Origin of the sequence: Nocardia sp. NPDC050712 (assembly GCF_040654295.1) — a bacterium.
GTDB lineage: Bacteria > Actinomycetota > Actinomycetes > Mycobacteriales > Mycobacteriaceae > Nocardia.
Genome location: NZ_JBFAHT010000002.1, coordinates 870,554 through 883,454, shown reverse-complemented (window position 1 = coordinate 883,454; position 12,901 = coordinate 870,554). Strand labels below are relative to the sequence as shown.

At 69.4% G+C, this 12,901-nt stretch carries 10 protein-coding genes; 5 read left to right on the top strand and 5 right to left on the bottom strand.

Annotation, left to right across the window (positions count from 1 at the left end):
* Nucleotides 1–14: 14 nt before the first annotated feature.
* Genes AB0H76_RS14520 through AB0H76_RS14510 form a run of 3 tightly spaced genes read right to left on the bottom strand, consistent with a single transcriptional unit; the run spans nt 15 to nt 3,166 of the window.
* Nucleotides 15–1,178, bottom strand: a complete 1,164-nt coding sequence (locus AB0H76_RS14520; protein WP_357322725.1) for a sulfotransferase — start codon at nt 1,176–1,178, stop codon at nt 15–17.
* A gap of 27 nt (nt 1,179–1,205) precedes the next feature.
* Nucleotides 1,206–1,982, bottom strand: a complete 777-nt coding sequence (locus AB0H76_RS14515; RefSeq protein ID WP_357322722.1) for an SDR family oxidoreductase — start codon at nt 1,980–1,982, stop codon at nt 1,206–1,208.
* Nucleotides 1,982–3,166: a hypothetical protein gene (locus AB0H76_RS14510; protein ID WP_357322719.1), complete on the bottom strand. Its 1,185-nt coding sequence runs from the start codon at nt 3,164–3,166 to the stop codon at nt 1,982–1,984. Before AB0H76_RS14510 ends, AB0H76_RS14515 begins: the two co-directional genes overlap by 1 nt.
* A gap of 76 nt (nt 3,167–3,242) precedes the next feature.
* Between AB0H76_RS14510 and AB0H76_RS14505 the strand changes: the two genes are divergently transcribed.
* The 3 genes from AB0H76_RS14505 to cysC are packed head-to-tail and all read left to right on the top strand — an operon-like array spanning nt 3,243 to nt 6,930.
* Nucleotides 3,243–4,133, top strand: coding sequence for a helix-turn-helix domain-containing protein (locus AB0H76_RS14505; protein WP_357322716.1), 891 nt, complete (start codon nt 3,243–3,245; stop codon nt 4,131–4,133).
* A gap of 32 nt (nt 4,134–4,165) precedes the next feature.
* The gene (gene cysD / locus AB0H76_RS14500; protein WP_357322713.1) at nt 4,166–5,098 is read left to right on the top strand and encodes a sulfate adenylyltransferase subunit CysD; all 933 of its coding nucleotides are present in this window, start codon (nt 4,166–4,168) and stop codon (nt 5,096–5,098) included.
* Nucleotides 5,098–6,930 carry an adenylyl-sulfate kinase gene (gene cysC, locus AB0H76_RS14495; RefSeq protein WP_357322710.1) on the top strand — a complete coding sequence of 611 codons (1,833 nt, stop codon included), beginning with the start codon at nt 5,098–5,100 and terminating at the stop codon, nt 6,928–6,930. Before cysD ends, cysC begins: the two co-directional genes overlap by 1 nt.
* 51 nt (nt 6,931–6,981) lie before the next feature.
* Here cysC and AB0H76_RS14490 read toward each other — a convergent pair whose 3' ends face one another.
* A complete protein-coding gene (locus tag AB0H76_RS14490) occupies nt 6,982–8,145 on the bottom strand; it encodes an epoxide hydrolase family protein (RefSeq protein ID WP_357322708.1) in 1,164 nt (387 codons plus the stop codon).
* A gap of 101 nt (nt 8,146–8,246) precedes the next feature.
* On the opposite strand from AB0H76_RS14490, the gene AB0H76_RS14485 reads away from it, so the two are divergent.
* Entirely contained in the window at nt 8,247–11,132 is a 2,886-nt protein-coding gene (locus AB0H76_RS14485; protein WP_357322705.1) for an AAA family ATPase, read from the top strand.
* Between the two features lie 33 nt (nt 11,133–11,165).
* Here the strand turns inward: AB0H76_RS14485 and AB0H76_RS14480 are convergent, their stop codons facing one another.
* Entirely contained in the window at nt 11,166–11,759 is a 594-nt protein-coding gene (locus AB0H76_RS14480) for a TetR/AcrR family transcriptional regulator (protein WP_357322702.1), read from the bottom strand.
* A 149-nt stretch (nt 11,760–11,908) separates the two neighbouring features.
* Here AB0H76_RS14480 and AB0H76_RS14475 point away from each other — a divergent pair, with 149 nt between their 5' ends.
* Complete coding sequence (locus tag AB0H76_RS14475; protein ID WP_357322699.1) at nt 11,909–12,898, top strand: pyridoxal-phosphate dependent enzyme; 990 nt, start codon at nt 11,909–11,911, stop codon at nt 12,896–12,898.
* Nucleotides 12,899–12,901 lie beyond the last annotated feature (3 nt).

Below are 12,901 nucleotides of genomic sequence, written 5' to 3'. Positions count from 1 at the left end.
CGCCCGGTGCTCGATCAGCGGCCGGGGAAGTGCGCCGCGCGGTAGTCGCCGAAGCGCGTGTCGACCTGGTCCACGGTGAGCCCGAAGTCGTCGAGGGTGTACTTGTGCACCGGCCGGGCCGCACCGGAGGTGCTCTCGGAGTGCATCGCGACCATCGCGGCACGGGCCTCGTCGGTGAGTTCCAGCCCGAAATGCCGGTAGACCGCGGCGACCATGCCGATCGGGTCGTGGACGAAGTCCTCGTAGTAGATGTCGCAGAACTGGGACGGGTTGTGCCGCTTGCGATCCGCCAGGAATCGATCCGCGCCGCGCGCCCACAGATCCAGTTGCGTCTCGCCGACCACCGGGCCGCGGAACTTCTCCGACCAGCCGTCGGTGGCCTGCTCGTTCAGACTGCACACCGAGGCGATGATGGTGCGCGGGTCGCGATGCATCTGGATGACGAGCGCGTCCGGATACACCTCCATGATCGCGTCCAGGGCGAACAGGTGGCTCGGATTCTTCAGCACCCAGCGGCGACGCACGTCGTTGAGGCCGATCAACTGGAGATTGCGGCGGTGCCGGCGGTAGGCGTCGGTCCAGTCCTGCTCGCGCAGCCACTCCGAATAGGTCGGCAGGTAGGACAGGCACTCGTAGGACGCCGACAGCGCCGATTGGCGCAGCAGCTGCCAGCATTCCTCGACCTGGTCGGCCGAAATATGGTGCACGCCCATGAATTCCGGATGCTCGACGTGATGCTGCTCGTAGGCGGCCTCCAGCCGCTGATACACCGGGTCCCCGGCCCAGGTCTCGCGCGGCGGGCGGGGCTGCGGGAACTCGGTCAGCCACATCTCCAGGCCCTGATGGCCGGGATCGGCGTTCAGCAGCCGGTGCACGGCCGTGGTGCCGGAACGCGGCAGGCCGGTGACGAAGATGGGCCGCTCGATCGTGACGCCGGCGTGCTCCGGAAACCGTTGCCACGCCGACTCACTCAATAATCGTGCGATCAGCGCACCGCGCAGGAACGCCCGGTTGACCTTGTTGCCGAACGGAGTCAGCTGCGCGTCCCTGGCGTAGGACTCGAGCAGCACCTCCAGCCCCTCGCGGTAGCCGCCGTCGCCGAAGTCGTCCAGGCCGACGACCTTGGTCGCCGACGCGTGTAAGTCATCGATGGTGCCGACGTCGGGTCGACCGATCATCTGTTTTCTCCTCGGAAGTAGAGCCGTCTAGTGGTGGTACTCGCCGCAGTTCACGTCCAGGCACTGGCCGGTGATCGCCCGCGCCATCGGCGAGACGAGGAACACCGTGGCGTCGGCGATCTCGTCGGGTTCGGGCAGCTTGCGCAGGTCCAGGGTCTTCGCGGTCTCGGCGTAGACGTCCTCGGAGGTGATGCCGCGCTTCTTGGCCAGGTAGCCGAAGTACCACTTCAGGTTCTCGCCCCAGATATAGCCGGGCGCAATGGAATTCACCCGGATGCCCTGCGGGCCGAGCTCGGTGGCCAGGCTCTGCGCCAGCGCCAGCAGGCTCGCCTTGGCCATCTTGTACGGGCCGAAGCTGCGCCGCGAATGGCGCAGCACCGCGGAGTTGATCATCACTACCGCGCCCTTCGACTCGGCCAGCGCGGGCACGAACGAGCGCGTCATCCGCAGGGCGGCAAGCACATTCGTTTCGAAGGCGGCGCGGATCTCGTCCAGGTCGACCTCGCCGAGGTTCGCCATCGGCGGCATCGCGAAGGCGTTGTTCACCAGGGCGTCGACCCGGCCGAACTCCGAGCGCGCCGCCTCGACCAGGTGCGCCACCGCGGCCTCGTCGTTGATATCGGTCGGCACCGCCAGCGCGCGCCGGCCCAGCGCCTTGATCTCCTCGGCGACCTCGGTGAGCCGGGACTCGGTGCGCGAGGCCAGGACCACGTCCGCACCCGCCTTCGCGCTCTGCACCGCGATCGCGCGGCCGAGCCCCGGGCCGATGCCCGAGACCACAACCACCTTGTCCTGCAACACCATCAGCCGAGCATCCTCTCCGCGACGGCGACCTGGCGCGCCGCGATCCGCGCTCGCCACTCCTCGGGGGTGATCCGGGCCTCGTCGTGGAACGGCAGGCGCTGCGGCAGTTCGTCGACAGAGACCACCTCCACGGTCGGGCCGTCCTCCGGCTTCATGTCCCGCGCGACCCGCTGCCAGCGGAACTGCACGTACCCGCGGGCATGGCCGGTGCGCTCGATCCAGTTGACCAGACCGGGGTTTCGCTCGCTGACGATCAGCCGGATCTTGCCGTCCGGATCGACGCGCGCCTGGTCGGCGGTGAGGCTGGTCTGGTGGTTGATGTAGTCCAGCGACAGGTACCACATGCTGCCGAGCTGGAAACCCTGGTACGGGGCATCGGATTTCGGCACCGTGATGATCAGCGCCTGGTCGTCCTCGAGCTCGTAGTGCCCGGCCGAGGAGAACTGGGTGCTCAGGCCGCCGGGGGTGAGGCGCGGTTCGGTCATCGTGTTGACCGGCAGGTTCAGGTAGAACCACTTCGGGAACGCCAGGAAGGTGTTGAGCCGGGAGATCAGCATCTTGCCCGCGACGCCGTACCGCTTGGTCAGCACGTCCTTGGTCAGTGGCGGGGGCGCGTCGCCGATGGTGTCGACCCGCTGGATCCGGATGACGCCGGGCTTCTCGGTGGCCCAGTCACTGGATACCTCCCGCACCACCAGCATCGCGGCGTCGGCGCCCAGTTGGACGTAGCTCGGGCGCGGTTCGCCGGGGCCGAAGCGGATCTCGAAGCTGCCGTCGGCGGCGATCTCGAGCGCGCGGTCGTCGAAGGCGGTCAGGCTGTCGGGCACGTCCACCGGCGAGTAGTCGCCGTTGAGCACCTGGAAGCTCAGGTCGCGGGTGCTGCCGCGCTTGCCGGTGACCACGTATTCGGCGTCCGGGCGCAGGTAGGAGTGGAAGTAGAGGGTGTCCGGGTTGTCCAGGCCCATCTTCGTGTACGGCCCGGTGGACATCACGAAGAACGGGAAATCGCGCTCATACGCCCACGCCATCTGCAGCGAGGCGCGGATACTGCCCGCGAGGTAGTCGTAACCCTCGACCAGGTCCTGCTCGGTCCGGATGTGCGGGGCGGTGGTGATGATCTGCTCGGCCGCGGCGATCGCGGCGGCGAACGGCTGGGTCAGCGGGGCGGTCTCGGTCAACGGCATCTCCAACGTTCCAAATATGTACCGGTCTGGTACATTTCGATACGAGCAAGATTAGAACCTGTTCTAGGAGTTGTCCATGGTTGCCCGTCGATCCGCACCCACGACCCGGGTGGTGCAGGTGCTGGATTTCCTCGTCGAGCAGCGCGGCAAGCGCTTCGGCCTCTCCGAACTGGCCCGCGAACTCGACCTCGCCAAGCCCACCTGCCTGGGGATTCTCACCGAACTGACGGCCGCCGGATACCTGGTGCGCGACCCGCGCGCGCTCACCTACGGGCTCGGGCCGGCGCTCATCGCGGCCGGCCGGGTGGCACAGGACAGCTTCGCGATCTCGGCGATCGCGCGGACCGAACTGGCGAAGATCACCGCGCAATACCGCACCACCTGCACCGCGTCCGCCGTGGTCGGCGAGCAGATCATGGTGCTGGAGAGCACCGGCCCGGGCATGGTCAAGGTCGGGGCCGCGTACCACTTCGCGCCGCCGGTCGGGTTGATGTACGTGCTCTGGGACACCGACGCCGCCTTCGACGCCTGGCTGGCCAAGCCGCCGACGGTGCCGGTGCGACAGGACGAGACCCGGTTGCGGCAGGTCGTCGTGGAGTGCCGCGAGCGCGGCTATCTGGTCGAGAGCCTGACCGCGGCGGGCGGGAAACTCTACTCGCTGCTGGCCGGCGTCGCCGCCCGCGAATTGCCCGACGAGCTGCGCGAATTGGTCGCCGAACTGGTGACGAGCCTGGGCGAGCGGGTCTACCTCGGCACCGACCTGCGCCCCCGCAAGGAACACGGGGTCAGCCTGCTCGCCGCGCCCACCTACGGCGGGGACGGGCGGCAGAACATGGTGCTGACCATGCACGTCGGCGCGACCATCACCGGCGCCGAAATCGACCGCCGAGGAAAGGCTCTGGTCGCGGCGGCCGACGCGGTGACCGAGGCCTCCGGTGGCCGGCGCCTTCCGCGAACCGCCCATTGACCATTTGTCGAAACGTGTTCTAGTTTTGATCCGTGAGCCAGTACGCAAAGTCGACGGCGAGCACCTACGAGCTGCCGCATCTGGACGCGCTCGAGGCCGAGTCGGCATACATATTCCGAGAAGTCGCGGCGACGTTCCAACGCCCGGTGCTGTTGTTCTCCGGCGGCAAGGATTCGGTGGTGATGCTGCACCTGGCGGCGAAGGCGTTCTGGCCGGCGCCGCTGCCGTTCCCGGTGCTGCACATCGACACCGGGCACAATTTCGACGAGGTGATCGAGTACCGCGATCGCACCGTCGCGAAATACGGCCTGCGCCTGGAGGTCGGCAGCGTCCAGGAGGACATCGACGCGGGCCGGTCGGTCGAGGAGACCGGACCCCGCGCCTCCCGCAATCGACTACAGACCGCCACCCTGCTGCGCACTATCCGCGAGGGCGAGTACGATGCGGTGTTCGGCGGCGCCCGCCGCGACGAGGAGAAGGCACGCGCCAAGGAGCGGGTGTTCAGCTTCCGCGACGAATACGGCCAGTGGGATCCGCGCAACCAGCGGCCCGAGCTGTGGAACCTCTACAACGGCAAACACCGCCGGGGCGAGCACATCCGGGTGTTCCCGCTGTCGAACTGGACCGAGCTCGACATCTGGCACTACATCGCCGCCGAGCGGATCGACCTGCCGTCGCTGTACTACGCGCACCGGCGGCCGGTCGTGCAGCGCGACGGAATGCTGTTGGCGCACACCCGTTTTCTGGAACTCCTCGAGGGCGAGCAGCCCGTCGAGACCACCGTGCGCTTCCGGACGGTGGGCGACGCGACCTGCACCGGCTGCGTCGAATCCGCGGCCGCCACACCGGAAGAGGTGGTCACCGAGGTCGCCGCCACCCGGATCACCGAACGCGGCGCCACCCGGGCCGACGACCGGATCTCCGAGGCCGGCATGGAAGACCGTAAGCGAGAGGGCTACTTCTGATGACCACGCTGCTGAGACTGGCCACGGCGGGCAGTGTGGACGACGGCAAGTCCACCCTGATCGGCCGCCTGCTCTACGACTCCAAGACCATCTTCACCGATCAACTCGAAGCGGTGGAGCGCACCAGCCGCGATCGCGGCGACGCCTACCCGAACCTGGCGCTGCTCACCGACGGACTGCGCGCCGAGCGTGAGCAGGGCATCACCATCGATGTCGCGCACCGCTACTTCTCCACGCCCAGGCGGAAATTCATCATCGCCGACACTCCCGGGCACATCCAGTACACCCGCAACATGGTGACCGGCGCCTCCAACGCGGACTTGGCGCTGATCCTCGTCGACGCCCGCACCGGCGTGATCGAGCAGACCCGCCGGCACGCGTTCCTGGCCAGTCTGCTCGGCATTCCGCACCTGGTGCTGTGCGTGAACAAGATGGACCTGGTCGATTGGTCGCAGCAGCGGTTCGAGGAGATCCGGGAAGAATTCGCCGGTTTCGCCATGAAGCTCGACGTCTCGGACCTGACCTTCGTCCCGATGTCGGCGCTGCACGGCGACAACATCGTGCATCGCGGCGCCAGCATGCCCTGGTACGAGGGCACGCCCCTGCTGCACCATCTCGAAGAGGTGCACATCGCCTCGGACCGCAACCTGATCGACGCGCGCTTCCCGGTGCAGTACGTCACCCGCAGCCACGCCAAGGATTTCCGGGGGTACGCGGGCACGGTGGCGGGCGGGGTGTTCAAGGCCGGTGACGAGGTCGCGGTCCTGCCCTCGGGGCTGACCACCACGGTGACCGCGATCTGGGGTCCCGGCGGCACGCCGGTCGCCGAAGCCTTTCCCCCGCAGGCGGTTACGCTGCAACTGGCCGACCACATCGACATCTCGCGTGGCGATCTGATCTGCCGCCCGGCCAACCGCCCGCAGGTGGGCCGGGATCTCGACGCGATGATCTGCTGGTTCGCCGAGGACTCCCAGCTCACCCCGGGCGCCACCTACACCGTGCGGCACACCACCCGCGCGGTCACCGCCGAGGTGCGCTCGCTGGACTACCGCCTCGACGTGAACACCCTGCACCGCGACGAGCACGCACAGGCCTTGTCGCTCAACGAGATCGGCCGCATCCAGCTGCGCACCCGCCAGCCGCTGCTGTTCGACCCCTATCGGCGCAACCGCACCACCGGCAGCTTCATCCTGGTCGACGAGGCCACCGACAACACCGTCGCCGCCGGCATGATCACCGGCCCCACCCTGCCCTCGGCGCGCGTGGTCTGGCACTCCACCGCCGTCGACCGCGAGGAGCGCGCCACCCGCGGCCTCACGGTCTGGCTCACCGGCCTGTCCGGCTCCGGGAAGTCCACCGTGGCAGTCGAATTGGAACGCCGCCTGGTCGCGACCGGCCGCCCGGCCTTCCTGCTCGACGGCGACAACCTGCGCCACGGCCTCAACGCCGATCTCGGCTTCGCCGCCGAGGACCGCGTCGAGAACATCCGCCGCGTCGGCGAGGTCGCCCGCCTCTTCGCCGAGGCCGGTGTCATCGCTGTCGTCTCCCTGATCAGCCCCTACCAGGCCGATCGAGAACAGGCCCGCGCCGTCCACGATGCCGCGGGCATCCCCTTCGTCGAGGTCTTCGTCGACACTCCGCTGGAACTCTGCGAAGCCCGCGATCCCAAGGGCATGTACGCCAAGGCCCGAGCCGGCGAAATCCGCGGCTTCACCGGCATCGACGCCCCCTACGAAACCCCGCAATCCCCCGACCTCACCCTGCGCCCCACCGACGGTGACCCCGCCGCCATGGCCCGAACCATCATCGCCCTGCTCGCCGACCTCGACTGACCTACCCGCGCGAACGGCGGACAGCACATCGCTGTCCGCCGTTGTGCGTTCTCAGCTCAGCGAGCCGAAGAACTCGCGAATGTCGCCGGTCAGCAGCTCCGGCACCTCCAGGGCCGGGAAATGGCCGCCGGAGAAGAACTCCGACCAGTGCGTGATGTTGTGCGTCTTCTCCGCGAAGCGGCGGATGGCGTAGTCACCGTCCCGGAAGACCGCGACGCCCGTCGGAACGGTTCCCTTGGCCGCCGGGGCGAACATCGAGAAGTCGTGGAAGCGCTCGTAGTACATGTTCGCCACGCTGCGGGCGGTGTCGGTGAGCCAGTAGATGCTCACGTTCGCCAGCATCCGGTCCCGGTCGACCGCCTGCTCGGGCAGCTCGTGCGCCCGATCGGTCCACGCCTGGTACTTCTCCACGATCCAGCCCAGCTGTCCCGCCGGTGAATCCGCCAGCAGCTGCGCGATCGTGTCGGGGCGCGAACCCTTCAGGTTCATGTAGGCCGCACCGTCGTCCTGGAACTCCTTCATCGCCGCCAGCCGGGCCTGCTCGGCCTCGGTGAGCGCCGCGAAATCGGACGGCTCACCGATCGGGAAGGTCACCAGCGCGTTGACGTGCACGCCGGCCACATGCTCGGCATCGACGCGGCCGAGCACCGGCGCGATGAAACTGCCGTGGTCGCCACCCTGCACGCCGTAGCGGTCGTAGCCGAGGCGGGCCATCAGTTCGGCGAACGCGGCGGCGATCCGGCCGTCGTTCCAGCCGGTTTCGGTGAGCGAGCCGGAGAAGGCGTGGCCCGGCAGCGAGGGGATCACCAGGTGGAAGGCCGGGGCATCAGGTGCGCCATGGGTTTTCGGATCGGTGAGCGGGCCGATCATATCCAGAAAATCGACCACCGAGCTCGGCCAGCCGTGCAGCAGCAGCAGCGGCGTCGCGTCTTCCTCGACCGACCGCACGTGCAGGAAGTGGATATTCTGGCCGTCGATGGTGGTGGTGAACTGCGGGTGCGCGTTCAGCTCGGCTTCCAGCGCCCGCCAATCGAACTTCTCGGCCCAGTAGCCCGCCAGGTCCCTCAGGTAGGAGCTCGGCACGCCCCGCTCCCAGCCGGTGCCGGGCGCCTGGTCGATCCAGCGGGTGCGGGCCAGCCGGTCGCGCAGGTCGTCGAGGTCGGCCTGCGGGATCTCGATGCGGAAGGGGCGGATGTCGTTCGCGTTGTTGCTCATGCCAGTAATACTTCGAGTAAAGAGGGTGACCCCACATCACGAGGATTCGTTATTTCCGGGACCGAGTTGGCCGAGTCGCGCCGGACGAGGATGATCAGCACGTGGTGAGCGTTTCGGCCAGCAAGGTGTTCGTGGGCCGCGGGCAGGAATTGGCGGCGCTGCTGGCGGCTGCGCAAAGCCCCCAGGTGCGAACGGTTTTCGTGGCCGGGGAGGCGGGGATAGGGAAGTCGCGGCTGGTTGCCGAGTTCGTCGCTCGGCAGGGCACTGAAACCTTGGTCCTGGTCGGGCGCTGTCCCGAGTTCGGCAGTGCGGGTGTGCCGTTCGCTCCGTTCCTCGCGATCATGCGGGCGCTGCTGCGCGCGCACGGGGTCGCCGCGCTCGCCGAGTTGCTCCCGCCGCGACCGGCACTGGCCCGGTGGATTCCGGAGCTGGCCACCGAGAGCGCGGGTGATTCCGACCGGATGCGGTTGTTCGGCGAGCTGCTCACCGTGCTCGAGCGACTCGAGCGCTCGGTGCTGCTGGTGGTCGAGGATCTGCACTGGGCCGACGACTCCAGCCGCGAACTCCTCGCGTTCCTCACCGCCAATCTCGCTGAGCCGCAAGTGCTCATCGCCGGCACCTATCGTCCCTCCGGTTCGGCGGCGCTGCGCACGCTGATCGCCGAACTCCGCCGCAACCCGGCCGTGCGGGTGATCACCCCGGAACCGCTCAGCAAGCACGAGGTCGGCCGGCAGCTCGCCGCGCTGTTCGGGCGGGAACCGGAGCCGTCCCTGATCGCGCGCGTCTACGAACGCAGCGCGGGCAACCCGCTTTTCGTCGAAGCGCTGAGCCGGTCCCCCGACGACACCCCGGCCGAACTGAGCGATCTCCTGCTGGCCGCCCAAGCCGACCTGGACGACACACCCCGCGAGGTGCTCCAGCTCGCGGCCGTCGCGGGCTCCCCCGTCGATCACGATCTGCTCGCGTCCGCCGCCGAGCTGCCGGCCGCCCACCTGCGCAAGGCGCTGCGTCAGCTGACCGACCACTACCTGCTGCTCCCCACCGACACCGGCTACGAATTCCGGCACGCGCTCATCCGCGAGGCCGTCTACCAGGACCTGCTCCCCGTCGAGCGAAAACGCCTGCACGCCAGGCTTACCCAACTCCTGCGCGACCACCCGGCACTCCTGCCCGCGGAGCGCCGCAACGCGGAACTGGCCCGCCACGCCCACGCCGCGCAGGACCACGCGACCGCCCGCGCCTCCGCCCTCGCGGCGGCCATGGACGCCGCCCGTGCCGGCGCGCACCCCGAGCGCCTGCACCACTTGACGATGGCCCTCGACAACTGGGCGGAATCCGCCGCGGGACCGGTGCTCGACGTCGACAGCGTTCTCGCCGAATGGTATTCGCCGACCTCGGATTCCAGAGCACACCTCGAACGACTGGTCGTCCTGGAGCACATCGTCGACGCGTGCTGTCACACCGGCGCCGTCACCCACGGCATCGCCACCGCCGACGCGGCCCTCGCCCAGGTCGATCCGGCCACCGATCCGCTGCGCGCCGCCCGGCTGCACCGGCACCGTGCCCACCTGCACAACCACGGCGGCACCGGCGGCCGCGACGACCTGGAACGCGCCCTCGACCTGGTGCCACCCGATCCCCCCACCCTGCTGCGTGGCGAAATCCTCACCGAACTGTCCGTCACCCATGCCTTCGCCAACGAGGCCGCCGCCGCGCAATCCACCGCCCGCGCCGCCCTGACGATCGCCGAACAACTCCCCGACGCCGCGCACTCGCCCGACCCGGAAATCTCCGGGCTGGCCGCCCGCGCGCACGCCTATCTCGGTCTCACCGAGGATGATTCGACCACCGCGAAGCAGCACTTCGATCGCGCGCGGCGGGCGGCGGAAGCGGCGCAGGACGGGCCGATACTGGTGTCGGTGGCAACCTGGGAGTCCGCGGTGCAGGTCGGGCTCGGTGAGTACGAGGCCGCTATCGAGACGGTCCGGCACGGTTTGCGCATCGCGCACGAGACGTTCCAGTTCAGCGAGCGGGGGCCGATCCTCGTGGTGAAGTGGGCGCAGGCGCTCACCGCGCTCGGCCGCTGGACGCAGGCGGCGGAGCTGATCGCGGAGACGCTGTCCGACCCGCTGCCACCGCTGGCCACCGCGGCGCTGCACCTGTGCCGGGCCCGAATCATGGTGGCGCGCGGCGAGTTCGACAGCGCCGCGGGCGCGGCCGAGGCGGCCGCGGAGCGGCTCGGCGCGTCCGGCTGGGTCGGGCCGTATCGGCTGGAACTGGGCGGGGTTCAAGCCGCGGTATCGCGGGCGGATCCGCTGCGGGCGGCGCGCATTCTGGCCGATGCCCTCGGCTCGGACGACGCCCTGCGCTATCCGAGCGACACCTGGCCGCTGCTGGCGCTCGGTACCCGAATTCCTGAGCGCGCCATAGATTTCGAGCGGCTGGCGAAGGAATTGCCCTGCACCACGCCGGTAGACGCCGCCCACCGCGCGGTTTTCACCGCGACCACCGAACCGACCCCCGCGGCCTGGCGAATCGCCGTCCAGTCCTGGCAGGCGGTACCCAACCCGCTCGAGCAGGCGCACGCCCTCTACGACTGCGCCCGAGCCGAACTCGCCGCCGGTGATCGCGCAGCGGCGCACACCGCGCTGCGCTCCGCCGCGGACATCGCCGACAGGCTGGGCGCGAAACCCCTCGCCGAAGCTATCGGCACGGCCGCCCTGCGGGCTCGCCTGACGCTTCAGGAGACGGCGTCCGCCCGGGCCACCGCGCCACGCACCTTCGGGCTCACCACCCGCGAACTCGAGGTATTACGCCTCGTCGCACAGGGATTGAGCAACCGACAGCTCGCCGCCGAACTCTTCATCAGCGCCAACACCGCGGGCGTCCACGTCTCCCGCATTCTCACCAAACTGTCCGCCGCCACCCGCACCGAGGCCGCCGCCCTCGCCCATCGACACGGCTTGCTCGAATCCTCCGGAGCCTGAGCCGTCGCACACGGTACGAGCCATACGAACTCGCTAGGCAGCGGCTTCGATCAGCGCCACCAACGCGTCGGCGGTACGGGTGCAGAAGGTATCGATCTCGTCGTAGCCGTGCATGAGCCCGCGGACGAGGGTGCGGGCGATCAGGATCTCGACGACCAACTCGGCGGTGGCGGAGCCCGCCGGAAGTGCGCCGCGGACCCGGGCACACAGCGCCGCGTGGGCCGGGAGATCCGCGCGCTCGTACAGGTCGCGATAGCGCTCGGGGTCCGCGTGATACGCCGAGATGAGGCCCGGAAGGGCGGCACGGGTGGAGGGCTCGGCGATCCGGCGGACGAAGTGGCGGACCCACTCGGCCATATCGGCGTGCAGATCGGCGGTTTCGGCGGGGAGCCAGGCCGTGTCGGCGCTGAAGACCGCGTCTTCGATGAGGGCTTCCTTGCCGGGCCAGCGGCGGTAGATGGGGGCGGTGCCGACGTGCGCACGGCGCGCCACGGCCGCGATCGAGGTGTCCTGGTAACCGACTTCGGCGAGCAGGTCGCGCGTCGCTTCCAGGACCGCCCGATCGATCTGCGCATCGCGTGGCCGGCCTGCCGCCGGTCTGGTACTCGAAGATCCATTGGACGTCACATGGCGGGAGGTACCCGGGCGCAATCGCCGAAAACAGTTACGTTGCGGTTCATATCGAATCGGCATGACCGGCGGCGCGGGCCCGCGTGGCACGATGGGAGCACCCGCCGTCGTATAGATTCCTCAGCGACGAGCCACGAGGAGGAACAGTGACGGATTCCCTACTGCACCAGCGCTTTCCCGAGGTAGCGGCGGAGCTACCGTTCCTCCGGCTCGGTGACACGCCGACGCCGGTGCGGGAATTGCCGCTGGGCATCCGTACCCCGGTGTGGTGCAAGGACGAGAGCGGCTACGGGTCCGGCGGCTGGGGCGGCAACAAGATCCGCAAGCTGGAATGGCTGTTACCCGAGGCGCAGCGGCGCGGTACCCGCACCATCGTCACCGTCGGCGGCACCGGCACCAACTGGGGGCTCGCGGCGGCGCTCTACGGCCGCGAACAGGGGCTGGACATCGCGCTGGCGCTGGTCGACCAGCCCGTCGACGACCACGTCCGCGCCCAGCTGGATCGCCTCGAGGCCTCCGGCGCGACCCTGCACCACACCCGCTCCAAACTGCGCACCGTCCTCACCGCGCCCTGGCTGATGCTGCGGCATTCCAGCGGCCGCAAACTCCCCTACTACCTGCCCGTCGGCGGCTCCTCACCGATCGGCACGCTCGGCTACGTCGAGACCGCGCTGGAGCTGGCCGCCCAGGTTCAGGCCGGTGAGCTGCCCGAACCGGCCCACATCGTGACCGCGGTCGGTTCCGGCGGCACGGCCGCGGGCCTGGCGCTGGGCCTGCGGCTGGCGGGCCTGCGCACCCGCGTGCTCGGCATCGTCGTCAACGACACCCTGCCCCTGGAGGCCAAGCACATCATCGGCCTGGCCACCCGCGCCGAGGAGGTGCTGCGGGAGCGGGGCGCGGAACTGGAGCCGACCGGGCTCGAACCCGAGGACGTGACCATGCTGCGCGACTGGCTCGGCCCCGGCTACGGGCACGAGACGCTCTCCGCGATCGCCGCCCGGGACCGCGCCGGCACCGTCGGCCTGCACCTCGAAACCGTCTACACCGCCAAGGCTTTCGCCGCGATCACCGACCTGTCGGCGCGCGGCGACCTGGAGGGCCCGACGGTGTTCCTCAACACCTACGGCCCGCGCTGAGGA